Here is a 25154-nt window from a genome sequence, read left to right as displayed (position 1 = left end):
CTCAAGGGCGCGCACTCTTCTTATTTGACGCCGGCGCGCATGAAGCTCTGCACGAACTGGCGCTGGAAAAGCAGAAATCCGAGCATGAGCGGCGCGGACGTCATGAGCGTCGCCGCACAAATCACCGCCCAGTCGATGCCCTGATCGGTCGAGGAAAATACCTGGAGGCCGACCGTAAGCGGCCGCGCCTCGACTGAGCTCGTAATGATCAGCGGCCACAGGAAGTTGTTCCAGTGATAGCTGACCGAGACGAGCCCGTAGGCCAGATAGACCGGCTTACCGAGCGGCACATAGACCTTGAGCAGCGTCTGCAGACCACTAGCCCCTTCGACGCGTGCCGCGTCATCGAGCTCGCGCGGAACCTGCTTGAAGGTCTGTCGGAGCAGGAAGATGCCGAAGGCCGAGGCGACGTAGGGCAGCGCGATCGCCGGAATGGAATCGACGAGGCCGAGATTGCTCATGGTGCGATAGTTCTCGACCAGAAGCACATCCGGCATGATCATGAGCTGGGCGAGGACGAGCGCAAAGACGATGCCGCGCCCGGGAAACTCGTAGCGCGCGAAGGCGAAGGCGGCGAGTGTGCACAGCACGAGCTGGCTGGCGAGCACGAGCGTGACCAGCAGAATGGTATTCAGGAAGTAGCGGGCGAACGGCGCCGCATCCCAGGCGCGCACGAAATTGTCGAGTGTCAGCGGCGCGAGCGGCGCAAAGCGCGTCGAGAACTCAGGCGGGTGAAAAGCCGCCCAGACGGCATAGAGCAGCGGCGCGATCCAGATGAGCGCGAGCGACCATGCAGCGATGGTTTCGAGCATGAGGCCGCGGCCGCGCGGCTGATACTGGTCCTCCCGCTGCTCGAATCTGCTGGCTCGTGTCGTTGTCATCGGCCCAGCCCAATCAGCGATAGTGGATGCGGCGCTCGAGCACGCCGTACTGTATGAGCGCGAGTGCGGCAAGCGCGAGCAGGAGCACGACGGTCAGGGCGGCCGCGTAGCCGGTATCCCAAAAGCCGAAGCCGACCGTGTAGATGTGAAACAGCAGCAGCGTCGTTGCGTTGTCGGGGCCGCCGCGCGTGAGGACGAAGATGTGATCGACCATGCGGAAGGCGTTGATCACGGCGTTGACGAGCACGAACAGTGTGGTCGGCATCAGAAGCGGAAACTGCACGCGGCGGAAGAAGTACCAGCGCGAAGCTCCTTCCAGCGATGCCGCCTCCGCCAGATTGGGCGGAATGGCCTGCAGGGCCGCCAGATAGAAGATCATGAAGAACCCGGCCTCCTTCCACACGGCAACGATCGTGACCGCGGCGAGAGCGGTGTCCCGCGAGCCGAGCCAGTTGTGCGCGCGTCCGCCGAGCGCGCTCCTGATCTGCTCGAGCAGGCCGAGCTCGGGCGTGTAGAAGAAGAGCCAGATATTCGCGACCGCGATCATGGGCAGCACGGTCGGGGTGAAGAACGCCATGCGCACGAACGTGCGGCCAGGGAAGCGATCGTTCACCCAGACAGCCATGAGCAGCGCGAGCGCGATCGACGCAGGGATCGTGCCGATGGCAAACCAGAAATTGTTCGTCAGCGCCTGCCAGAAGATCGGATCGGCCAGCATCTGCTGGTAGTTGTCGGGACCGACGAAGACCGAAGGGCGTCGCGCGCGAGGCGTGGAAAAGAAGCTGTCGATGATGGTCGCGACGGCTGGCCAGTGCGTGAACAGAGCCAGGAGCGCCATGGCCGGCAGCAGGAGCAGCCAGGCGTTGATCCAGCCCCGTATGCGTTGATCGCCCATCAGGCCCCGAAGTTCTCAAACAAAGGTCGGGGCCGCGCATCGGGCGCGGCCCCGCTGGAAGTCGCGTGATCTTAGCCGCGCTGATAGGGCTTTAGAAGACGATCGGCCTCGGTCTGGGCGTCCTTGAGAGCCTGCGCCGGCTGCTTGGTGCCGGTCAGCGCGGCCTGCAGGCCGTCATTGAGGGCCTTGGTGACGCGCTGATTGTCGTACGTGGAGAGCTCGGCCACGGCGTGCGGAAGCTGGTCGCGTGCGACGAGCGCCTGCGGGAAGCCGTCCGTGTAGCTCTTCAGCACGGGCGTATCGAACGAGTCCGGACGCACGGCGACGTAGCCCGTGTCGACGCACCACTGAGCTGCACGCTCCGAGCTCGTGATCCAGCGTGCGAACTTGAAGGCGGCTTCCTGCTGCTCCCGCGGAACCTTGCTGGAGATGTAGAAGTTGCCGCCGCCCGTCGGGCTGCCGCGGCGCTTGCCGGCCGGCAGCATCGCCACGCCGAACGGGAACTTGGCGTTGTTGCGCACGTTCGTGAGGTTGCCGGTCGTGGTCCACATCATCGCGCACTTGCGATCGAAGAAGGCGCGCGGTGTCGTGCCCCATTCGACGACGCCCGTCGGATGCACCTTGTGCTTCTGCGAGAGATCCACCCAGTATTGCAGGGCTTCGATCACCTCGGGCGCGTCGTAGTTCGTCTTGTTGCCTTCCTGATTGGCGAGGATCGCGCCGGCCTGCGTCGAGAAGCCCTGGAAGAGCCAATAGGGAAAGCCGGAGGACGGCACCTGAAGGCCCCACTGCGTAACATTGCCCGAGGCATCGCGCTTGGTGAGCTTCTGAGCGAACTCGACCTGCTCATTCCAGTTTGAGGGCGCCTTCTCTGGATCGAGGCCGGCTTCCTTGAAGAGCTCCTTGTTCCAGTAGAGGACGACCGTCGAGCGCTGGAAGGGAATGCCCCAGGTCTTGCCGCCCGTCTGGCTGTTGAGCATGAAGGCCGGGAAGAAGCTTGCGAGCCACTTCTTGTCGTCGTCCGTCTTGACGAACTCGTCGATGGCGACGACGGCGCCTTCGTCGATCATCGTGAACATATCGGTCGAGAGGAGGACCGACGTCGCGGGCGGCGTGCCGGCCTTGTGCGCGGTCAGCGCCTTGACGATCGTCTCCTGGTAGGTGCCGGCGTAGATCGGCTTGACCTTGATGCCGGCGTTCTCCGCCTCGAAGTCCTGCGCGAACTTGTCGATCAGCTTCGTAATCGGGCCGCCGACGGCAACCGGGAAGAAGAACGAGAACTCCACTGCGGTCTGAGCCCGCAGGATCGCTGGCATGGCGAGAAAGCTTCCCGCTGCGAGCGCCGACCCCTTGATGAACTGACGTCTCCGCATATCGACACCTCCTGTCTGACGGATTATGGCCGGTGCGTCGTGTAGCCTACGATGTGCGACCACCGGATGACAGATCAAACCAGTGAGTTTCCGAGCTGTCCCAGGCGAGCGAGATGTCCTCGCCGATACTGCTTGCGGCTCTGCCGGGCAGGCGCGCCACGATCCTGCAGCGCCCCGCGGATGCCTCGACGAGGCTGTCCGCGCCGAGATATTCGATTGCCGAGATCTTCGCCCGCAGTCCGCTCTCGGCGGGACGAATCGACTCCGGCCGGATGCCGAAGGCGAGTTGGTCCAACGCGCGCGTGCAAGGCTTTGAGGCCGGCAGCCAGTCGGGCGGCTCGGGGAGATCGGCAAAAGGAATGACATTCATCGGCGGTGTCCCGATGAAGCGCGCCGCGAAGATCGTCGCGGGCGTATTGTAGAGTTCTGCCGGCGTTGCGTCCTGCTCGATCCTGCCCGCATTCATGAGCACGACCTGATCGGCCATGGTCATGGCCTCGAGCTGATCGTGCGTGACGTAGATCATGGTGATGCCGAGCTTGCGCTGCAGGTCGCGGATTTCGCGGCGCATCTCCACGCGGAGCTGCGCATCGAGGTTCGACAGCGGCTCGTCCATCAGGCAGATGGGGGTCTCGGCGACGACGGCGCGGCCGAGGGCTGTGCGCTGCTGCTGACCACCGGAAAGCTCGGAGGGCTTGCGATCGAGAAGCGCCGCGAGGCCGAGCATGTCTGCAGCTTTGGCCAGGCGGGCTTTCTGCTCGGCCGCGGGCACCTTGCGCACCTTGAGACCGAACAGGATGTTCTCGGCAACCGTCAGGTGGGGAAAGAGCGCGTAGGATTGAAACACCATCGAGACGCCGCGCTTGGCGGGCGGCTCTCGCGTCACATCGCGTGCGCCGATGTGGATGGTTCCTGAAGTCGGGTTATCGAGACCTGCGATCAGACGCAGCGTCGTGGATTTGCCGCATCCCGAGGGGCCGAGAAGGGCGACGAAACTGCCCTGGCGAATGCTGAAGCTGATGCCGTCGACCGCGACGCTGGGCCCCCAACGCTTGACGACCTCGGCGAGGCGAACGTCTGCCATTTCACCCGCCATGCCGACGAGCGATGCGGGCCGAAGTCTTCGAAACGACGCCGTCGATAAGGGAAATCGTAGTCGGTTTGACGGCCCCGGAGCCGTCAAGGGAGGGGATCGAGAGGTCTAGTTCCATGGCCTGCGACCGAGCCTCAAGAGCATTACAAGACGATGACATTTCGCACGTTTGTGGCTCGCCCGGCGGGAAATTACGGGCTTGTGGGCCGTCTGATCAACTGAATGTCACGGCTCCGATGTCGGATTGAGCCTTCGGCTGGAAGATCTGTATCTTACTATTTTGCCCGTTCTTGTCATTCAGGTAGCCCATTGCCACCTTCAATTCAGGACCAGCGTCGCCGATCCGGCAGCGACCCCGCCCCAAGCCAGTGAGAACGACGTGACGGAGAAGCGGCCATCAGCGTTCCTCGGTCCGCATCGCGCGGTATCAATTCATGGTGCGGCGTGAGCCACGGGAGGCGCGCGCTGGATCCGACTTCGACATCAGCGACCAGCCAGAAAGGAAAGACACCATGCCCAAGCCGTTTTATCTGGAAGTCCTGACCCCGCAGAACAGCCAGGTCCTGTTCATCGACCAGCAACCGCAGATGGCCTTCGGCGTCCAGTCGATCGATCGGCAGACGCTGAAGAACAATGTCGTCGGTCTGGCCAAGGCGGCAAAGGTCTTCAATGTTCCGGCGACGATCACGACCGTCGAGACCGATGGTTTCTCCGGCAACACGTACCCTGAGCTGCTCGCCGTATTTCCGGAGAACAAGCTGCTCGAGCGCACCTCGATGAACTCTTGGGACGACCAGAACGTGCGCGACGCGCTCGCCGCCAACGTCGCCAAGGGCCACAAGAAGATCGTCGTATCGGGGCTGTGGACGGAGGTCTGCAATCTGACCTTCTCGCTCTCCTGTCTGCACGATACCGACTATGAGATCTACATGGTGGCCGATGCCTCGGGCGGCACGTCAGCCGATGCCCACAAGTACGCGATGGATCGCATGATCCAGGCCGGCGTGGTGCCCGTGACATGGCAGCAGGTCATGCTCGAGTGGCAGCGCGATTGGGCGCGCAAGGAGACCTATGATGCCGTTACCGGCGTCGTCAAAGAGCACTCGGGTGCCTATGGCATGGGTATCGACTACGCCGTTACGCACGTGCACAAGGGGCCGGAGCGGACCAAGCACGGCGCGCGAATCGGTCCGAATCCGGCCAAGATATAGGATCGACGGCTGAGACCGGTGGCCGCGAGGGCCATCGGTCTTCCATAAGGGATGGTGACGATGGCGACGTCCGACAGCACCAAGGCTCAATCCGAGGGCTCGGCGCTCGCCCCACTCAAGAACCCCGTCTTTGCTGCGCTGTGGATCGCGACCGTCGTGTCGAACATCGGCACGTGGATGCAGAATGCGGCGGCTGGTTGGCTCATGGCGGGCCTGACGCAGGACGCCTTCATCGTCTCGCTGGTTCAGGTCGCCACCATGCTGCCGGTCGTCCTGCTCGGGCTGCCGGCTGGTGCGCTTGCGGATATCGTCGACCGGCGCTGGCTGCTCATCGCGGTCAACGCCGCGGTCATGATCGTTGTGGCGGTCCTTGGCGTGCTCGTCCGGTTCGATGCCGTCACGCCGTGGATCCTGCTTCTATTCACGTTCCTGGTCGGCGCCGGGTCGGCCCTCATTGCGCCCGCGTGGCAGGCGATCGTGCCCTCGCTCGTCCCGCGCAATGACCTGCAGGCGGCTATTTCCCTCAACAGCGTCGGCATCAATATCAGCCGCGCCATCGGCCCGGCGCTCGCAGGCATCGTCATCGGTCTGTGGGGCCTGGCAGCGCCCTTCTGGCTCAATGCCATCAGCACGCTCGGTGTGATCGGCGTGCTCGCATGGTGGCGTCCGACCTCGGACGCAGCGGGCGGCATGCCGCCGGAGCGCTTTCGCTCGGCGCTCGGCATTGGCTGGCGTCATGTGCGCAACAATCGCCACCTCACGGCGACGCTGATCCGTGCGGCCGGCTTCTTCGTCTTCGCGAGTGCCTATTGGGCCTTGTTGCCGCTCGTCGCGCGCGACCAGATCGCGACCGGGCCGCAGCTCTATGGCCTTCTGCTCGGCACGATCGGCATAGGGGCTGTCGGCGGCGCTTTCCTGCTTCCACGTCTGAAGACGCTCCTCGGCCCCGACATGCTCGTCGCTGCTGCCACGGTCGCCACGGCGGTCGCGCTCGCGCTCTTCGGAATTGCGCGCTCGGCGGAGGTTGGCCTCGCTGCAGCACTTGTTGCAGGCTTTTCGTGGATCGCCGTTCTCGCGCCGCTGAACGTCTCGGCCCAGGTGGCCCTGCCCGGCTGGGTGAAGGGACGCGGCCTCGCCGTCTTCGCCATCGTGCAGTTCGGCGCGATGACGATCGGCAGCGCGCTCTGGGGTAAGGTCGCCAACACCACGGGCCTTCCGGCCGCGCACATGTTCGCCGCCGTCGGTGCGCTGATCTTCATCCCGCTCCTCGCGCGCTGGAAGCTACAGACCGGCGCCGATGCCGACCTGACGCCCTCCATGCACTGGGCCGATCCGATGGTGGTCGGCGAGGTCGAGCTCGATCGCGGTCCGGTGTTGATCGTGATCGAATACGACGTGGCGGCTCAGGATCGTGAGGCCTTCCTCGCAGCCATCGGCGAGCTGAGATTGGAGCGTCTTCGCGATGGCGCCTATGACTGGGACATCTTCGAGGACGCCGCTGTCCCTGGCCGCATGATCGAGACATTCCTCGTTTCGTCATGGCTCGAGCACCAGCGCCAGCATCACCGTGTCACGGCCGACGACCGGGATCTGCAGGAGCGGCTGCACAAGTTCCACAAAGGTGGAAAGCCACCGATCGTGCAGCACCTGATCGCCGCACGGCCCCGCATCCGCTAGCGTGACGTGAGCGATCAGGCTGCCGCAGAACTTCTCTCCGCACTTGCTTCACACAGCCCAGCAGGCGCAGCCGAGTGCGCCCCAGAAGCTTTTGAGGTCGCCGACGGGCAGGTTGCTCGACCAGGCGGTCGCATGGTCGTGCCCGTGCACTGAGCAGGCGTGGGCGCATCCGCAACTCGCCGCCGCGCGCCGCTCGACATTCTGGCCGCTGGCGGCATCAGCCCAGGCACCATAGCCGCCGAAGGCGCGCACAGGAGACCAGTCCGGCATCGCCGGTGGCGGGCCGCCGTCATCGAGTTTGGCGAAGGCGTTGGCGCCATAGACGATCTTGCCGCCGACAATCGTCAGATCCGCCGTGATATCGGCGATCTCCAGCTCCGGGCACTTGAAGTAGTCGCGAGCCGGCACCGTGAGGTCGGCGAGCTGGCCGATCTCGATGCGGCCCTTCCGTCCTTCCTCGTTGGAGAACCACGTGACCTTCTCGGTCCACATGCGCAGTGCCGTCTCGCGGTCGAGGCAGTTGTGCTGCGGGTACATGCGCAGGCCGCCCACCGTGCGGCCGGTCACCAGCCACGCGAGCGAAACCCAGGGATTGTAGGAGGCCACGCGCGTCGCGTCCGTGCCCGCCGAGACCTTGATGCCCTTCTCGAGCATCCGCGCAATGGGCGGCGTCGCCTCGGCCGCGCGCGCGCCATAGCGCTCGACGAAGTACTCGCCCTGATAGGCCATGCGGTGCTGCACGGCGATGCCGCCGCCGAGCGCCGCCACACGGTCGATCGAGCGCTCGGAGATGGTCTCGGCGTGGTCGAAGAACCAGTTGAGGCCGGCGAGCGGAATGTCGCGATTGACCTCCTCGAAAACATCGAGCGCGCGGGAGATCGTCTCGTCGTACGTCGCGTGCAGGCGCCAGGGCCAGCGGTTCTCGGCGAGAATGCGCACGACAGCTTCGAGCTCACCCTCCATCTCCGGCGGCATGTCCGGCCGTGGCTGGCGGAAGTCCTCGAAGTCGGCAGCGGAGAAGACGAGCATCTCGCCGGCGCCGTTGTGGCGGAAGTAGTCGTTGCCCTGCTTGTACTTGGAGGTGCGCGTCCAGTTGAGGAAGTCGTCCTTCTCCTGCTTGGGCTTCTGCGTGAAGAGATTGTAGGCGAGCCGCACGGTCATGTGCCCGTCGTCGGCGAGCTTCTGGATGACGGCGTAGTCCTCGGGATAGTTCTGGAAGCCACCGCCCGCATCGATGACGCTCGTGATGCCGAGGCGATTGAGCTCGCGCATGAAGTGGCGCGTCGAGTTCACCTGATAGTCGAACGGCAGCTTCGGCCCTTTCGCGAGCGTCGCATAGAGGATGGTGGCATTGGGCTTGGCGAGGAGGAGGCCTGTCGGATTGCCATTGGCATCGCGCACGATCTCGCCGCCGGGCGGGTTCGGCGTGTCCTTGCTGTAGCCGACGACGCGCAGGGCGGCACCATTGAGGATCGCGCGATCATAGAGATGGAGCAGGAAGACGGGCGTGTCGGGCGCTGCGGCGTTCAGCTCATCGACGGTCGGCAGGCGCTTTTCGGCGAACTGCTGCTCGCTGAAGCCACCGACGACGCGCACCCACTGCGGTGGCGGCGTGACAGCGACCTGCCGCTTCAGCATGCTCATGGCATCGGCGAGCGAGCGCACGCCGTCCCAGCGGAGCTCCATGTTGAAGTTGAGGCCGCCGCGCACGACGTGCGTGTGGTTGTCGCAGAGGCCGGGCATGACGCGGCGGCCGGCAAGATCTACGAGCTTGGTCTCAGGCCCTGCGAGCGGCACCACCTCCTTGTCGCTGCCGACGGCCGAGAATTTCCCGTCCTTGATCGCGAGGGCTGTCGCGGATGGGTTGGCGCGGTCGAGCGTAGTGATCTGGCCGTTGTGGAGGATGAGGTCGGGGCTCATGATGACACCTCGTGATATATCTGCGTCCTGATTGTCTCGCTGTCTCCTCGTGTCCTTCCGGGGGCTACGATGAGCCGCAAACTCTGTCGCGCGCAATCAGCTGTAGCCGTCCGGCAGGTCCTGACGGCGAACAGCGGAAATGATTTTTGTCGCGAATGCCGGCGCAATGGGATCGCCTGGCCTGCGCAGATCTATGACCAAGACGTCCGGCTTGAGCTTCGAGGAGGGGCGGGTGATCGTCGACGAAAGCAATTGAGACGGTATCTGACATTAAGAGCCGTTCTCTGCCCGATATCACCGCCGGGACGGTAACAACGGGGGCTATCGGCGTCAAACAGCGGGGCGCGGGAGCATCACTGCGCTCCTAGTGAACAGCGCGGCGCCTCGTCTTGCCGTGCTCGGCGATTTGCTCACTCCTGATGAGAAGCCGGTCTCCGCGGGAACCAAGTTCGATTCCCCGACCGAGACCGGCCTCGTCGCCGCATAGTGTCGGCTATGGTTCGGCGAATGTGGAGCTGGGCAGGCTTCCCGAACGAGGCAATGCCTGCCGGAAGTCGTCATTGCAGCAATCTCCCGGTCGGGCCTGAGCGGTCACGAGCGGGGCCTGCGTGGCGGTCGTGAGATCTGACGTAGGTGGGCGCTGATGGACGACCGGCGTGGATGGTATTGCTACCGTCACCAGGGCGGCCGCAATGAGGGCTGAGCTAAGGATTTTCATTGGTTCTCCTCCGAGTTTCGATGCCAGATCCGCGAGGAGTGCGGGCAGCCGGATTGCCGCCGTCTGTCTGAGGAGTGCTGCGCGTGCGCCTGTTGCTGCTCCGCAGTCGGGATACGACTTCATTGGATCGAAATTGGATTGAGCATCGGCCCGTAGGTGCTGCCAGTCAGGTGGCCCGACCTGTCGCCGATGGATCAGCAATGGAATGATCTTCGCGCTCGGCGAGCCAGGAAGCCATCAGGACACACCCCCAATTGCAGTGTGGCGTCTCTTGATGCTCGTCCGCGGCCTCATTTGTCGATTGTTCGACCCGCCGAGGTGTCCCGCGAATGGGCCGGGTGCCGCAGGGACGCGAGCCCAGTGTTCACCCCGCCGTAACATCCTGGGCTCCAATAACTAATCGGTATGTTCTCGTCTCTCTTGACGACGTGCGCGATCTCGTTGCTGATGGGCCCGGATGCCGACAACCGGTGGACGCACGCATCAAGATCAGAGCGATGAAGATGGCTGTGGCCAGGGCCGGTCAGGCACAGCCCAGGAAACGAAAGAACGCGATATGGGATCTTCCGGTGCGCTGAGTGCGCCGGGCCTGCCGCGGCACGAAGAGGGAGGGGGGACACGGTGGCGTCGGTCGAATTGCGAGATCTGACCAAGCGTTACGGATCGAATGCTGTTGTCGACGATATCTCGTTGACCATCGCCCACGGCAGCCTGGTCTGCCTGCTCGGCCCCTCGGGCTGCGGCAAGACGACGACACTGCGGCTCATTGCCGGCTTCGTCGAGCCGACCGCCGGCGAAATCCGCGTCGGCGACCAGCAGGTGTCGAGCCCGCAGCGCACGTTGCCGCCCGAGCGCCGTAACATGTCGATGATTTTCCAGAGCTATGCGCTCTGGCCGCACATGACGGTCGCGGAGAACATCACCTACGGGCTCAAGCTGCGGAAGATCGATACGGCGACGACAAAGCGGAAGCTCGAAGCGATCCTCGCGACCACGCGGCTGGCGCCGCTGGCCAGCCGCTATCCCGGCGAGCTTTCCGGTGGGCAGCAACAGCGCGTGGCGCTGGCGCGGGCGCTTATCGTGGAGCCGGAGACGCTGCTCCTCGACGAGCCGCTGTCGAACCTCGACGCCAACCTGCGCGAGGAAATGCGCTTCGAGATCCGACGCCTCCACGATGAGTATCGCTACACCACGATTTATGTGACCCACGATCAGTCCGAGGCCATGACGACCGCCGACGTGATCTGCGTCATGAACGGCGGCAAGATCGAGCAGGCGGGCTCGCCGGAGGACATTTACGACCGCCCGAACTCGGAGTTCGTCGCCCGGTTCATCGGCATGAGCAATGTTGTGCGCGGCAAGACGCTGGCGGAGGGGCGGGTCGATTTCTCGGGCGTACCGCTGCGGGTCAGCAATGCCACTGTACAGAGAAGTGGCGATACGGCGGTCTCGATCCGCCAGCACAGCATCCGGCTGATGGCCAAGGAGCCGGCCGAGAAGGAGAATGTGGTGCCGGCGACGGTGGTCCGGCAGGTCTTCCTCGGATCCAGCCGCGACTACCTGGTCGAGGTTGCCGACGGCACGCAGCTTCGTGTGGTCACGCCGGCCAGCGATGCCGTCGCGGCCGGCTCGAATGTATGGCTTCATCTGCCGCACGAGAGCTGCAGGGCACTGAGCGCATAGTTGCGCGCAACCGGGCAGGAGACGGGTCGCACGCGACGACCGGATGAACCGCAAAGCGGCATCGATCACTTTGGAGAGGAAACAACGATGGCACGCATACTCGACAGACGTGACGTCCTCAAAGGCGCGGGTGCTCTGGCGGCTGCCGTCGCAGCGACGCCGCTCCATGCTCAGGCGCCGCCGGCCTCGGCGGTGACCGAGGAGCTCATCCAGGCGGCGAAGAAAGAAGGCAAGGTCGTCTACTACACATCGATCGACCTGCCGATGGCGCAGCGGATCGGCAAGGCATTCGAAGCCAAGTATCCCGGCATTTCCGTCCGCGTCGAGCGCTCGGGGGCCGAGCGGGTGTTTCAGCGCATCGGCCAGGAGTACAGCAGCAAGATCCACGCGGTCGACGTGGTGAACTCCTCGGATGCGGCGCACATGATCGTGTGGAAGCGCGACGGCCTGCTCGCGCCGTATGTACCCGAGGACGTGGCGAAGCACTATGCAGCGGAGCACCGCGATGCGGACGGCACATTCGCGAGCTTCCGCGCGACGCTGAGCGTCATGGCCTACAACACCAATCTGGTGAAGGCCGAGGAGGCGCCGAAGAGTTTCGCCGACCTGCTCGATCCGAAATGGGCCGGCAAGATCGTCAAGGCGCACCCCTCCTACAGCGGCACGATCATGACCGCGACATTCCAGATCTCTCGCGACCTCGGCTGGGAATACTTCGAGAAGCTCGCCAAGCAGCGGATCATGCAGGTGCAGTCGGCGACGGATCCGCCGAAGAAGCTCGGCCTCGGCGAGCGCGCCGTCATGGCCGACGGCAGCGAGTACATCGTGTTCCAGATGATGGAGCAGGGCCAACCGATCGCGCCGATCTACGCGTCCGAGGGCACTCCGCTGGTGATCGGCCCGAATGCCGTGTTCAAGGCGGCGCCCAACCCGAATGCGGCGCGGCTCTTCCAGTCATTCTGCTTCAGCCTCGAGTGCCAGCAGCTCATCGTCGACTTCGGTGGCCTGCGCTCGCTGCATCCTCAGGTCAAGGAAAAGGCCGGCCACAAGCCGCTCAAGGACATCAAGCTGATGAAGGAAGATCCGGCCGGCGTCGAGAAGCAGGGCGACGAGATCAAGAAGCGCTACACGCAACTGTTCAAGGTGTGAGGACACGACCATGACGGAGAAGAAGTTTGCGCGCCGCGACGTCCTCAAGGGGACGACGGCGCTGGCCGCCGCGGGGATGAGCGGCGCACTGTTCGCGCAGCCTGCCCGTGCGCAGGCGCCGGCTGCTGCAGCCATCACGCCCGAGCTGATCGAAGCTGCCAAGAAGGAAGGCAAGGTCGTCTTCTATACGGCCATGGACTTGACTCTGGCCCAACGCTTGGGCCGCGAGTTCGAGCAGCGCTTTCCCGGCATTTCGGCGCGGGTCGAGCGTTCCGGTGCCGAGCGCGTGTTCACGCGCATTGCGCAGGAGTTCTCGAGCAAGATCTACGCCGTCGACCTCGCGAACACGTCCGACCTCGCGCATGTCATCCATTGGAAGCGCGACGGTTTGCTCGCGCCCTACCTGCCGGAAGAGGTGGTGAAGCACTATCCCAAGCAATACTACGATCCCGAGGGCTTCCAGATCGTCACGCGCGTGCTGGTCTCTCCGCTCGGCTACAACACCAATCTGGTGAAGGCCGAGGAGGCGCCGAAGAGCTTTGCGGATCTCCTCGATCCCAAATGGGCCGGCAAGATGGTGAAGGCACATCCTGCCTACAGCGGCACCATCATGAATTCGACCTATCAGACGGCACGTGATCTCGGCTGGGAGTATTTCGAGAAGCTTGCCAAGCAGCGGATCATGCAGGTTCAGTCGGCGACCGACACGCCGAAGAAGATCGCGCTCGGCGAGCGCGCCATCATGGTCGATGGCGCCGGCTATCTGATCATCCAGTACAAGGAAAAGGGCGATCCGGTTGACATCATCTACCCGGAGGAGGGTACGCCCGTCGCGACGAGCCCGAGTGTCGTGTTCAAGAGCGCGCCCAATCCCAATGCCGGCCGCCTCTTCCAGAACTGGATGCACTCCCGCGAGGGCCAGCAGATCATCGTCGACTTCGCGCGCCAATACTCACCGCATGCCCAGACCGTCGAGAAGCCCGGCGTGCGCAAGCTCGCCGACATCAAGCTGATGAAAGAGGACGCCGAGGCCATCGAGAAGGGGGCCGAGGAAATCAAGAAGCGCTACTCGGCGCTGTTCAAGGTCTAGGACGAGACACCCCAAGCGCGGACGCACACGGCGTCCGCGCTGCAATTTCGCGCCTTCATAAAGCTTCCAGCGGATCCACGAAATCATGACCCTCGCACTGCCTGCGCAAAAAGAAGGCCGTAGAACCTTCAAGGTCGATTTTTCGGTCCCCGTGCTGCTGACCTTTGCGGCGCTGCTCTGCGTCCTGATCCTCCTGCCGATCTCGTGGCTGGTCATGTACAGCCTCAGCGAGGTCGATCCGGCAACGAAGGAGCGTGTGTTCACGCTCGCGCAGTTCCGCACGCTTTTCAGCGATCCCGATCTCGTCGAGCCGCTGATCACGACGATGATCGTCGCAATCAGCTCCAGCGTTGCCTGCTGTCTGGTCGCGGCCCCCATGGGTTGGCTCGTTGCGCGCACGGACATGCCCATGACCAAGGTCATCCGCGCCTTGGTCACGGCCTCGTTCGTGACGCCGCCGTTCCTCGGTGCGATCGCCTGGGAAATCCTCGCCGCACCCAACAGCGGGCTGCTGAACAAGCTGTATCGTTTTCTCACCGGCGCGGAGATGGATGCCTATCTCTTCAACATCTATTCGATGCCTGGGTTGATCTTCGTCATCGCCTGCTACACGTTTCCCTATGTGTTCGTTCTGGTCGCGAACGCGCTCGACCGCATTCCCGGCGACCTGGAGGACGCTTCCTCCATCCTCGGCGCTGGCACGTGGACGACGGCGCGCCGCGTGACGATCCCGCTCGTGCTGCCGGCACTGCTCGCGGGTGCGCTCGTCGCCTTCCTGCAGGCCATGATCCTGTTCGGCTCGCCGGCGATCCTCGCGCTGCCAGCCGGCTTCCACACCATGACGACCAAGATCTGGAGCCTGTTCCAGTATCCACCCAAGCCGGAGCTCGCGGCCGCCGCGTCGCTACCGCTACTGTTCCTGACCGTCATGCTGCTGCGCGGCCAGCAGATGATCCTCGGCCGCAAGGGCTATTCCATTGTCGGCGGCAAGTCGGGTGAACCGCGGCTCATCCGGCTCGGCTGGTTCGTCGTACCGGCCATGGCGTTCGTCGTCATCGTGCTGATGCTGCCCGTGTTCCTGCCCTATTTCGCGCTGCTCAACGCGGCGTTCTCGCCGATCGCGACGAACCTCGTGACGTCGGCGACCTTCACCATGAAGAACTTCCACTTCACATTCTTCGAGCTTTCGACGACGCAGCTCGCGCTGAAGAACACGTTCATTCTCGGCGCGGCTTCGGCGACGATCGGCACGGTTCTGGCGCTGGTCATCAGCTACGCGACCGCGCGTAAGGCGATCACAGGCTATCGCGTGCTCGGCTTTCTCGCGACGGCACCGATCGCCATCCCCGGTATTGTGCTCGGCGTGGGGCTCTTCCTTGCCTACACGCGGCCGCCATTCGTGCTCTATGGCACGCTGTGGGTGCTTTTGATCGCCTACATCACCATCGAGCTGCCAGCGGCCTATCAGCAGCTCCAATCCGCATTCCGCGCCGTGCATCCCGAGCTCGAGGACGCGAGCCGGATCCTCGGAGCGACGCGGCTGCGCTCCCTGCGCGATGTCACCGCGCCGCTCCTGCGCACCAGCGTGCTGGCCACTTGGTGCTTCATCTTCGTGTCTACCGTCAGAGAGCTGTCGGCGGCGATCATGCTGTTTACGTCGGAGACGAAGGTGGTGTCGGTGCTGATCTTCGATCTCAAGGAAAGCGGCGATCTCGGCGCCATCGCCATCCTCGGCCTGTCGATGCTCGTGCTCACCTTCACGGTCGTGATCTTCATCAACCGCCTGCCGGGCTTCGGTAGCAGCGGCCTGCGCAATACCTGACGACGCCAGCCCCGCAGGGCGGGCGCGTCAGGTGCACGACTTGAACGCGTCCGCGAAGATCGAAAGACCGAGATCGATTTCCTCGTCGGTGATCGTGATCGGTGGGGCAATGCGGAAAATGCCCCAGCCGCCGCGCACCATGCTCGTCGAGAGACCAAGCTCGAGGCAGCGGTTCATGATCCGCATGGCGAGCTCCGGATCGGGTGCCTTCGTGCGCCGGTCCTTGACCAGCTCCACACCCATGAGAAGCCCGCGCCCACGCACATCGCCGATCGCCTCATAGCGCTGCATCAGGCTCTCGAAGCCGGCCTTGAGCCGCTCGCCGGCGACGCGCGCCCGATCCGCGAGCCGGTCCCGAAGGATGATCTCGATGACCTTCAGGCCGACCGCCGCCGGCAGCGGGTCGGATGCGTGCGTCGTATAGAAGTGGAACTTCTTGTCGAAGCACTGCTGCTCGATCTCTGGCGTCGTGATCACGGCCGAGAGGGCGAGACCGGCGCCGAGCGTTTTCGAGAGCGTCACGAAATCCGGGACGAGATCGTCGTACTCGCAATCGAAGAGGCGGCCCGTACGCCCGAGCCCGGTCTGGGCCTCATCGACGATGACCAGCATTCCGCGCCTTCTTGCGCGCTCTGCGGCGGCCTTCAGATAGCCCTTCGGCGGCACGATCACGCCGCCGCTCGAAAGGATCGATTCGAGGATCAAGGCAGCCGGACTACCCGTGGATTGGCGGTCGAACAGCTCGAAACCGTACTCGAGCTCCGCTTCCCAGTCGTAGGTATCGCCCTTCATGAACACCGGACGATATGGCGTCGGCGCCGGGAGCGCGAAGGAGCCGGGCAGCGCAGGACCGTACCCTTGCCGGCTGCTCGAGAACGTGGCCGACGAGGCCCCGCCCGTCACGCCGTGCCACGAGCGCGAGAGCGCGAGAACCTCGTAGCGGCCCGTCGCGGTCTTGGCCATGCGCAGCGCGGCCTCGTTGGACTCGCCGCCCGTCGAGAGCAGCAGCACGCTTCCGAGTTTGCCCGGCGCAAGCTCCGCGAGCTTCTCGGCAAGGTCGATCACCGGGCGCGAGAGAAGCTGGCTGTAGAGGTGAACGAGCTCGCCAGCCTGCTCCCGGATCACCGCCGTGATCTCGGGATGGCTGTGCCCGAGGATGGTGCTCATCTGCCCGGAGGCGAAGTCGAGAATGCGCCGGCCATCGGTCGCCGTCATGAAGGCGCCCTGCGCCTTGTCGATGATCACCGGCTGGAAGTAGTGGCCATAGCGCACGAGATGGCGGTTTGCGCGCTCCCAGAGCGCCTTCTCCTCGGAAGCTGTCGCGTGCGCCATGGCTCATCTCCTGCGTTGGCGAGCTTTGCCCGCAATGTTGCTGCTGCCGCCCGACGTCAGAGGATCTGGCTCAGGAAGGCGCGCGTGCGCGGATCGCTGGCGTTGCTGAAGAACGTCGCCGGCGGCCCGTGCTCGACGATGATACCGCGATCCGTGAAGTAGATGTGATCCCCAACTTCGCGCGCGAAGCCCATTTCATGGGTGACCAGCATGCACGTCATGCCTTCTTCCGCGAGCTCGCGGATCGTCACGAGAACTTCCTTGACGGTTTCCGGGTCGAGCGCGGCGGTCACTTCATCGAACAGCATGATATCCGGGTTCATGGCGAGCGATCGCGCGATCGCGACGCGCTGCTGCTGTCCGCCCGACAGCTCGCCGGGATAGGCATCCTCCTTGCCCTCGAGGCGCACTTTCTTGATGAGCCGGCGCGCCTGCGCCTCGACCTCCTCGCGCGGGCGCTTCAGCACGTGGATCGGCGCCATCATGACGTTCTCGAGTGCCGTCTTGTGCGGGAAGAGGTTGTAGGACTGGAAGACCATCCCGACCTTCTTGCGCAGCTCGAGCTTGTCGAGCGCGGCGTCGTGGACTTCCTGCCCCTCGACCGTGATCGAGCCCTTTTCGATCGGCACGAGGGCATTGATGCACCGGAGCAGCGTCGACTTCCCGGAGCCGGACGGGCCGATGATGCACACGACCTCGCCCTTGCGCACGTTGAAGCTCACGCCCTTCAGCACCTCAACGGGGCCGAATGACTTGTGCACGTCCTTGATGCTGACGATGGGCTGATCCGGCGTCCAGGCATTTGTCATCGCGCTCACCTCAGATGCGGACGGCGTACTTGCGCTCGAGCCGTATGGTCCAGCGCGCGATCGGATAGCAGTAGACGAAGAAGAACAGCAGCAGCAAAGCGTACATCGGCATCAGCAGGTCGGTGCGCTGCTCGGAGGCGAGCGCGTCCTGCGTGAGCGTCATGGCGTCGTTGACCCCGACAATGGAGATCAGCGGCGTCGCCATGGTGAGGATGGCGTACCAGTTCATCCATGGCGGGATCATGCGCTTCACGCACTGCGGCAGGATGATGCGCCAGAGCGTCTGCAGGCGCGAGAAGGCGAGGCTCTCGGCCGATTCCCACTGGCCGGTCGGGATCGAGTTCACGGCGCCGCGCACGATCTCGGCGATGTTCGCCATGATCGGCAGGGCGAGCCCGACCGTCGCCTTGAGCCAGGCAGGGAGCGGGATGGAAAGCCCGAGAATGCGGATCTGGAATGGCGTCAGCAGCATCACGAAGAACAGGAGGACGAGCCATGGCGAGTTGCGGAAGAACTGCGTGATGGCCCAAGCCACGGAGCGCACGGGGCCGAACTTCGAGATCAGGCCGAGGCCGAGAACAAGGCCGCTGATCGTGCCGATGGCCATGGCGAGAAAGCTCACCACGATGTTGAGCACGAAGCCGCCGAATTCGCCCTTGGGTCCGAAGAGGATGAGTGGCGTCCATTTCCAGAGCGTGGTCATGATGCCGGCCTGTCCGGCGCCGGAATTGAGCTGCGCCCAGGCCTCGCCTGCGAGCACGACGACAGCCACGAGGCCGAAGGCGCCCGCGAGCACCCTGGGCGTGAACGCGGCCGCCATATAGCCGCTTTCACCACGAGCCGGCGCAACGCCCTCGCTCGTCACGGATGCGTGGTTTCGGGTTGCTGTCATTGGCCGAACCCGGGAACGCGCAGCGATCGCTCGAGCCGCGTCATGAGCCACACGAAGATGCCGACCAGCAGGAGGTAGAACGTGAGCAGCGTCACCATCATCTCGAAGACGTTGATGCGGTCCGACCAGATCTGGCTCGCGACGAAGAGCGTCTCAGGCACGGCGATCGCATAGGCCTGCGTCGTCGTCTTGATCAGGTTGACGAGATTGTTGTTAAGCGCTGGCAGGCACACGCGCACGGCGAGCGGCAGCACCACATAGCGATAGATCTGCCAGCGGTTGAAGCCGAGCGATTCTGCCGCCTCCACGGTGGACCGCTGCACGGCTTCGACGCCGGATCGGAAGATCTCGATATTGAAGGCGCCGGCAAAGAACGAGAGCGAGATGACCGCCCACTCGAAACTGCCGAGCATGGGCTGGGAGATGCCGTACTCGTTGACGACGCGCGGCATCTGCGGCCCGAGCGCGAAGTAGAAGAAGTACATCTGTACGAGCGGCGGCGTGTTGCGGAAGAACTGGATGTAGCCCTGGACAACCGCCTTGAGGACCTTGAAGCGGCTGCCCTGCAGCCACGCGCCGAGGATGCCGATGAGCACGCTCAGGACAATGCAAACAGCCGCAAGCTTGATCGACGTCCACATGCCGCGAAGCATCCGGCCGCGCTCAAACGTGTCGTAGAAGTGGACGAGATTGATGCCGTACGCGTCATGCAGGCTGCGCAGGAAGTCCCAAAGACCTTCCATTAAATGCTCGCGGCTGAAGGGGTATGTCGGGGCGAAGCAAGCTGGGGCGGCGCACCTTCCTGCACCGCCCCAGTTCTCGTCGCTTACTTCTTGGCTGCCGCGCTTGCGTCGATCAGCCATTGGGTATTGCTGCCGACCCACTTTTTCTCGAGCGCGAGCAACGTGCCCGATTTCAGCCAATCCTTCGTCGTCTCAGCCATGAACTTGCCCCACGGGCCGCTCAGCTCCTCGGTTTTGACCGCGAGACCCCACGGCACCGGCTTCCACTCCGGGAGGGCGACGACGTCGAAGGCTTCCCACTTCTTGTCCTGAGCCTTCTTCCAGACCAGCACGACATCGTCATAGACGAAGCCGACACAGCGGCCGTCGAGGAGCGCCTGCTCCGCTTCGGGAATGCCTTTGAAGGCCACGAGGTCGGTGCCGGTGTACTTCGACTGCAGCTCGTTGTTGTAGAATGCGCCCTGCAGTGCGCAGACCGGCTTGCCCTTGAGGTCGCCCGCGCCCTTGATGTTGGCCTTCTTGTTGGCGAGGATCGCGACGCCCGAGGCATAGTAGACCGGGTCGACGATGCCGACGACCTTACGACGCTCCGGGGTGTCGCTCATGGTCGCGATCATGAGGTCGATCTTGCCCTGCTGCAGGAACTGCATCCGGTTCGAGGAGACGACCGAGACCAGCTCCAGCTTGACGCCGAGCCGTTTTGCCACGTCGGCGGCCATGTCCGGCTCCATGCCGACGATATTGCCGCTGGCGTCACGCATGCCCCAGGGCGGATAGTCGGTCTTCACGCCGACGATGAGAGTCCCCTTCTTCTTGATCTCGGCGAGCTGGTCGGCCTTGGCTGCCGTGCTGCCCATCAAGGCGGCGACAACGCCGATTGCCAGAACCCCCATCAGTCGTCTCATTGGACGTCTCCCGTGCTGCTGCTCAGTGCCCGCGGTTCGCTCACAGCGCACGTCGCTGCCCGGCCCGCTGCCTGAAATTATGGCACAGGCAGCCTCACGTCCGAAAGCCGTACAATTCAGGCAATAATGTTCGCTTTCCAGGCAGCTCGGGGGTTGGCTGAGTGGCTCAGGGTGCCGCGGTGGGGTGCGTCCGATGGGGGCGGCGCCAGCCGTCAGGACCCGGAAGCACCCTTGGAATGCTCGACGTCGACATCGCCCTCGCGCACTTTCCTGCGGAGCCAGCGCCGATGGTGTCGCCAGCCCCAGCCTCCGGTAACGGTGCCGCTCGTCATGGCATCGATCGTACCGCGGACCCAGATGGCCGAGTAGACGTGAATGACGAAGACGATGATCGTCAGCACGGCGGCGGTCGCATGAATGACCGCGGCCCACCGCATGGTCTCGATCGAGACGTGAATACCGAGAGTGCGCTCGAGATAGTCCTGTCCCTGCTGCCAGAGGCAGAGGCCCGAGCCGAGCAGGACGAGAATGAGCAATGTCTGTGACCAGAAGACGAACTTCTGCCCGGCATTGTACTTGCCGACCTCAGGGAGGTAGTCCTCGCCACCTGCACTGAGGGCATAGCGTAGACGCGCGAGCCATGTGATGTCCGTCCGCTCCGGCAGGTTCTGCGACACGAAGCGCACGAACAAGCCGAAGAACGCGACCACGAGCACGATGCCGAGCCAGGGATGCAGCCAGCGCGCGTTCTGCCCGCCGCCGAACAACACCGTTAGACCGAACAGGCTCGGATGAAACAGCGCGAGACCACTGAGGCCTAGCAGAATGAAGCTGATCGCCACGATCCAGTGGTTGACGCGCGCTGATCCCGAGTAGCGGGGGACGCGGACGTGGGCTTCGGGAATGTCGTCGTGCGTGCGGTCCGTCATGGCTTGTCTCCAGCGAGACGCTCGGCTTCCTCCTCATCATGCCTGGTAACCCGGTTCGGGCCCTGCACGAGGTGATGGATCACGCCGGCGACGACGGAAAGTGCGATCAGCCCCAGGCCTGCATACTTGCCGGCGCCTTTCCATGCCCTGACGAGCGGGCTGATGCGCGGGTTGTCCGGCAGCCCGGCATAGATATGCGGCTGGTCTGCGTGATGCAGCACATACATGACGTGCGTGCCGCTGACGCCCGGCGGGTCATAGAGGCCGGCTTTGTCGAAGCCGCGCGACTTCAGGTCCTTGATGCGGAGATCGGCCCAGGCCTTCATCTCGTCCTTGGTGCCGAACACGATGGCCTGGGTCGGACACGCTTTCTGGCACGCAGGCCCCTGGCCTACGGCAATGCGATCGGAACAGAGCGTACACTTGTAGGCGGTGTTGTCGACGCGCGAGATGCGCGGGATGTTGAATGGACAGCCCTTGATGCAGTAGCCGCAGCCAATGCAGTTCTCGTGGATGAAATCCACGATGCCATTGGAGTACTGCACGATCGCCCCGGGTGCCGGACAGGCTTCGAGACAGCCCGGTTCGGCACAGTGCATACAGCCGTCCTTGCGAATGAGCCATTCGAGGGTATCGGTCGACGGGTTTATCCATTCGGTGAAGCGCATCACCGTCAGGCTGTCGGGCGTAAGATCATCGGGATTGTCCAGGACGCCGCGGTTCACGCCGACTTTCTCGCGCAGATCGTTCCATTCGAGGCATGCTGCCTGACAGGCCTTGCAGCCAATGCACTTGGAGACATCGATCAGCTTGGCGACCGGCGTGAGCTGACGTGCCGGCGCGGGCACCCTCGATGCCGAACGGCGGACGAGATCCTGCTCGCCGAAGAGCGGCGGCTTTTGCGCCGAGACATCGGGATTGGGAAGCGGAGGAAACATCATGGCCTCCCTGTCAGGCTACGGGCCCGCTGATGGCTTCGATATTGACGAGAAACGCCTTGTACTCGGGCGTTTCGATGTTGGCGTCGCCGACGAAAGGCGTGAGCGAGTTCGGGCCGAAGCCCTCCTTGGTCTCTCCCGTGAAGCCCCAATGAAGCGGAATGCCGACGATGTGGACGGTCTTGCCGTCGCAGACGAGCGGGCGAATGCGCTTCGTCACAACGGCCTTGGCCCGGATCGAGCCGCGCACCGAGGAGACGCGCACCCATCCGCCGCGAACAATGCCCTTCTCCTTAGCCAGCTCCTCGCTGATCTCGACGAAGAACTCGGGCTGCAGGGACGCATTGATCTGGGCGTGCTTGGTCCAGAAGTGGAAGTGCTCCGTCAGTCGGTACGAGGTCGCGGCATAGGGGAAGTCCTTGGCATCGCCGAACTGCGCGGCATCGTCCTTGAAGACGCGCGCCGCCGGATTGCCGCGAATATGCGGCGCAAGAACATTGGCGATCGGCGCCTCGAAGGGCTCGTAGTGCGCGGGGAACGGTCCCTCGCGGAGCCCGCGCAGCGAGAACAGCCGTGCGGTTCCCTCGGCATTCATGATGAAGGGCATGACCTCGCCCGGCTGGGCGTTCGGCGCGATGTCGGGCACGTCATAGCCCGTCCACTTTGTCCCATCCCACCACATGAGCTTGCGGCTCTCGTCCCAGGGCTTGCCCTCGAGATCGGCGGACGCACGATTGTAGAGAATGCGCCGGTTCACCGGCCACGACCACGCCCAGGTCGGGAACGTCCCCGTATCATCGGGATCGTTCGTACTGCGCCGCGCCATCTGATTGCCGGCTTCGGTGAAGCAGCCGGAGTAGATCCAGCAGCCGCATGCTGTTGAGCCATCGTCACGCAGCACCGCGAAGCCCGGCACCTGCTTGCCGCGCGCCACGACGATCTTCGTCGGATCCGATGGATCGGCCAGATCCGATACGGCATAGCCATTGAGCTCTTTCGCGAGCTCCTCGGCCGTCGGGTCTCCCGGATCTTTGTAGCGCCAGTCGAGCTTGAGAATGGGATCGGCAACGGGGCCGCCCTCCTTCTCGTAGAGCGCTTTCAGGCGCAGGTAGATTTGCGCCATGATCCAGTTGTCGGACTTGGCGTCGCCTGGAGGCGTGCCGCCCGGCCAATGCCACTGCAGCCAGCGCCCGGAATTCGTCAGCGAGCCTTCGTCCTCCGCAAAGCAGCTCGTCGGCAGCTCGAAGACCTCGGTCTGGATAGAGGCGGAGTTGACGTCGTTGAAGTCGCCGTGGTTCTCCCAGAAGCGCGCCGTCTCCGTTTGCAGCGGATCCATGACGACGAGGAACTTGAGCTTCGAGAGCGCCGCCGTGATCTTCTTGCGATTGGGGAACGAGAGCAGCGCATTGAAGCCCTGGCAGAAGTAGCCGTTCATCCGGCCAGCGTGCATCAGCTCGAAGGCGCGCAGGATGTCGTACGACGGCACATCGAGCTTCGGCAGCCAGTCATAGGCGAAGTTATTCTCTGCCGTCGCCGCCTCGCCCCACATGGCCTTCTGGAAGCTCACGAAGAACTTCTTGTAGTTCTGCCAGTAGCTCGTCTGTCCCGGGCGCAGCGGCTTAAAGCCGCGTGTCGACATGTACACGTCGAGCGACGTCTCGCGCTCGGTCGGGATGTTGAGATAGCCCGGAATGAGGTTCGACATGAGGCCGATGTCGGTCAGGCCCTGGATGTTGGAGTGGCCGCGCAGCGCATTCATGCCGCCGCCGCGCACGCCGATGTTGCCGAGGATGAGCTGCAACATGGCCATCGCGCGGATGTTCTGCGAGCCCTTGGAGTGCTGCGTCCAGCCGAGGGCGTACATCGAGGTCATCGTCCGGGTCTTGGACGAGCACTCGCCGATCATTTCGCAGACCTTGAGGAACTTATCCTTCGGCGTACCGCAGATGCGCTCGACCATCTCGGGCGTATAGACGGCCACGTGCTGTTTCAGCAGGTTCCACACACACCGCGGGTTCTGCAGGGTGTCGTCGATGAGCGCGAAGCCATCTGCGCCCATCTGGTAGTCCCAGCTCGTGCGGTCGTAGTCGCGCTTCTCCTCGTCGTAGCCCGTGAAGAGGCCGTCGCTGTAGCCGAAGCGCTCGTCAACGAGCAGGCCGGCGTTGGTGTAGGACTTCACATAGTCCCACTGCACCTTGTCGTTCTGGATGCAGTAGTTGATCACGCCGAGCAGGTAGGCGATGTCCGTGCCTTGCCGGATGGGGCAGTAGAAATCCGCGACGGACGCCGAGCGCGTGAAGCGCGGGTCGATCACGATCAGCTTGGCGCCACGGTTGTGCTTCGCCTCGGTGACCCACTTGAAGCCGCATGGATGGGCTTCCGCGGCATTACCGCCCATGATGACGACGAGATCGGTATTCTTGATGTCGGTCCAGGAGTTCGTCATTGCGCCGCGACCGAACGTCGGAGCCAGACTGGCTACCGTAGGTCCGTGTCAAACGCGCGCCTGGTTGTCGAACGCCACAATCCCGGTCGAGCGTACGACCTTGTAGGTCTCCCAGGCTGTTTCGTTCGTCGTCGCCGACGCCGCCAGGAAGCCGGTCGTCGTCCAGCGGTTGACCGTCACGCCGGCGGCATTCCGTTCGATGATGTTCTTGTCGCGATCGTCCTTCATGAGGCGCGTGATGCGATCCAGCGCCTCGTCCCACGAGATCCGCTCGAACTTGTCCGATCCGGGCTTGCGCACCTGCGGGTAGAGCGTGCGCGTCTTCGAGTGGACCATATCGAGAAGCGCAGCGCCCTTGGGGCAAAGCGTTCCGCGGTTGGTCGGATGCTCGGCGTCGCCCTCGATGTGAAAGATGTTCGCCTGCTCGCCCTTTGTCAGGTCACCGCGCGAGTACATGATGATTCCGCAGGCCACGGAGCAGTACGTGCAAGTGTTCCGGGTTTCCGTCGACTTCGCGAGCTTGAAGTTTCTGACGTGGGCGGCAACTTCGGCTTCCGCCTCGCCATATCCGAACGCCGCGATCGACGTCGCGGCCGCACCGGCACCCGCCAACTGCAAGAAGCGCCGGCGAGAGACTTGGATGTTCAT

The 25154-nt window shown here is 63.9% G+C and carries 19 protein-coding genes; 6 read left to right on the top strand and 13 right to left on the bottom strand.

Going from position 1 to position 25154, the window contains the following annotated elements; genetic code table 11:
- Nucleotides 1-20: 20 nt before the first annotated feature.
- From CS1BSM3_RS24545 to CS1BSM3_RS24530, 4 genes are all read right to left on the bottom strand, one after another.
- Nucleotides 21-812, bottom strand: coding sequence for a carbohydrate ABC transporter permease (locus CS1BSM3_RS24545; RefSeq protein WP_072394507.1), 792 nt, complete (start codon nucleotides 810-812; stop codon nucleotides 21-23).
- Between the two features lie 82 nt (nucleotides 813-894).
- The gene (locus CS1BSM3_RS24540; RefSeq protein ID WP_072392210.1) at nucleotides 895-1776 is read right to left on the bottom strand and encodes a carbohydrate ABC transporter permease; all 882 of its coding nucleotides are present in this window, start codon (nucleotides 1774-1776) and stop codon (nucleotides 895-897) included.
- Nucleotides 1777-1847: 71 nt separating this feature from the next.
- Nucleotides 1848-3149, bottom strand: coding sequence for an ABC transporter substrate-binding protein (locus CS1BSM3_RS24535; protein ID WP_072392207.1), 1302 nt, complete (start codon nucleotides 3147-3149; stop codon nucleotides 1848-1850).
- A gap of 46 nt (nucleotides 3150-3195) precedes the next feature.
- Nucleotides 3196-4233, bottom strand: coding sequence for an ABC transporter ATP-binding protein (locus CS1BSM3_RS24530; protein ID WP_072392204.1), 1038 nt, complete (start codon nucleotides 4231-4233; stop codon nucleotides 3196-3198).
- Nucleotides 4234-4754: 521 nt separating this feature from the next.
- Between CS1BSM3_RS24530 and CS1BSM3_RS24525 the strand changes: the two genes are divergently transcribed.
- Both CS1BSM3_RS24525 and CS1BSM3_RS24520 read left to right on the top strand, forming a co-directional pair.
- On the top strand, nucleotides 4755-5453 hold the full coding sequence (locus tag CS1BSM3_RS24525) for a hydrolase (RefSeq protein WP_072392201.1): 699 nt from the start codon (nucleotides 4755-4757) through the stop codon (nucleotides 5451-5453).
- Nucleotides 5454-5513: 60 nt separating this feature from the next.
- A complete protein-coding gene (locus tag CS1BSM3_RS24520) occupies nucleotides 5514-7130 on the top strand; it encodes an MFS transporter (protein ID WP_072394504.1) in 1617 nt (538 codons plus the stop codon).
- 48 nt (nucleotides 7131-7178) lie between these two features.
- On the opposite strand, the gene CS1BSM3_RS24515 is transcribed toward CS1BSM3_RS24520, so the two are convergent.
- Nucleotides 7179-9050, bottom strand: a complete 1872-nt coding sequence (locus CS1BSM3_RS24515; RefSeq protein ID WP_072392198.1) for an amidohydrolase — start codon at nucleotides 9048-9050, stop codon at nucleotides 7179-7181.
- Nucleotides 9051-10389: 1339 nt separating this feature from the next.
- On the opposite strand from CS1BSM3_RS24515, the gene CS1BSM3_RS24510 reads away from it, so the two are divergent.
- The 4 genes from CS1BSM3_RS24510 to CS1BSM3_RS24495 all read left to right on the top strand — a co-directional run bounded on the left by CS1BSM3_RS24510 (nucleotide 10390) and on the right by CS1BSM3_RS24495 (nucleotide 15512).
- Nucleotides 10390-11451, top strand: a complete 1062-nt coding sequence (locus tag CS1BSM3_RS24510; RefSeq protein ID WP_072392194.1) for an ABC transporter ATP-binding protein — start codon at nucleotides 10390-10392, stop codon at nucleotides 11449-11451.
- 87 nt (nucleotides 11452-11538) lie between these two features.
- Nucleotides 11539-12600 carry an ABC transporter substrate-binding protein gene (locus tag CS1BSM3_RS24505; protein WP_072392192.1) on the top strand — a complete coding sequence of 354 codons (1062 nt, stop codon included), beginning with the start codon at nucleotides 11539-11541 and terminating at the stop codon, nucleotides 12598-12600.
- Between the two features lie 10 nt (nucleotides 12601-12610).
- Nucleotides 12611-13690, top strand: a complete 1080-nt coding sequence (locus CS1BSM3_RS24500; protein ID WP_072392189.1) for an extracellular solute-binding protein — start codon at nucleotides 12611-12613, stop codon at nucleotides 13688-13690.
- A gap of 85 nt (nucleotides 13691-13775) precedes the next feature.
- Nucleotides 13776-15512 (top strand): ABC transporter permease, encoded by a 1737-nt coding sequence (locus CS1BSM3_RS24495; RefSeq protein ID WP_072392187.1) that lies wholly within the window; start codon nucleotides 13776-13778, stop codon nucleotides 15510-15512.
- Between the two features lie 27 nt (nucleotides 15513-15539).
- Here the strand turns inward: CS1BSM3_RS24495 and CS1BSM3_RS24490 are convergent, their stop codons facing one another.
- From CS1BSM3_RS24490 to fdnG, 8 genes are all read right to left on the bottom strand, one after another.
- On the bottom strand, nucleotides 15540-16844 hold the full coding sequence (locus CS1BSM3_RS24490) for an aspartate aminotransferase family protein (protein WP_072392185.1): 1305 nt from the start codon (nucleotides 16842-16844) through the stop codon (nucleotides 15540-15542).
- A gap of 56 nt (nucleotides 16845-16900) precedes the next feature.
- Complete coding sequence (locus tag CS1BSM3_RS24485) at nucleotides 16901-17653, bottom strand: amino acid ABC transporter ATP-binding protein (RefSeq protein ID WP_072392182.1); 753 nt, start codon at nucleotides 17651-17653, stop codon at nucleotides 16901-16903.
- A gap of 10 nt (nucleotides 17654-17663) precedes the next feature.
- On the bottom strand, nucleotides 17664-18545 hold the full coding sequence (locus tag CS1BSM3_RS24480) for an amino acid ABC transporter permease (protein WP_072392179.1): 882 nt from the start codon (nucleotides 18543-18545) through the stop codon (nucleotides 17664-17666).
- A complete protein-coding gene (locus CS1BSM3_RS24475) occupies nucleotides 18542-19288 on the bottom strand; it encodes an amino acid ABC transporter permease (protein ID WP_072392176.1) in 747 nt (248 codons plus the stop codon). The genes CS1BSM3_RS24480 and CS1BSM3_RS24475 overlap by 4 nt, the downstream gene beginning before the upstream one ends.
- Nucleotides 19289-19371: 83 nt before the next feature.
- Nucleotides 19372-20193 (bottom strand): transporter substrate-binding domain-containing protein, encoded by an 822-nt coding sequence (locus tag CS1BSM3_RS24470; RefSeq protein WP_072392173.1) that lies wholly within the window; start codon nucleotides 20191-20193, stop codon nucleotides 19372-19374.
- A 212-nt stretch (nucleotides 20194-20405) separates the two neighbouring features.
- On the bottom strand, nucleotides 20406-21122 hold the full coding sequence (locus CS1BSM3_RS24465; RefSeq protein ID WP_072392170.1) for a formate dehydrogenase subunit gamma: 717 nt from the start codon (nucleotides 21120-21122) through the stop codon (nucleotides 20406-20408).
- Nucleotides 21119-22060, bottom strand: a complete 942-nt coding sequence (fdxH, locus tag CS1BSM3_RS24460) for a formate dehydrogenase subunit beta (protein WP_072394501.1) — start codon at nucleotides 22058-22060, stop codon at nucleotides 21119-21121. The genes CS1BSM3_RS24465 and fdxH overlap by 4 nt, the downstream gene beginning before the upstream one ends.
- Before the next feature lie 13 nt (nucleotides 22061-22073).
- Nucleotides 22074-25154 (bottom strand): formate dehydrogenase-N subunit alpha, encoded by a 3081-nt coding sequence (gene fdnG / locus CS1BSM3_RS24455; RefSeq protein WP_143149339.1) that lies wholly within the window; start codon nucleotides 25152-25154, stop codon nucleotides 22074-22076.

Source organism: Hyphomicrobium sp. CS1BSMeth3 (assembly GCF_900117415.1).
Lineage (GTDB): Bacteria > Pseudomonadota > Alphaproteobacteria > Rhizobiales > Hyphomicrobiaceae.
Note: the sequence above shows the minus strand (reverse complement) of the source record. Positions and strands in the feature narration are given on the sequence as shown.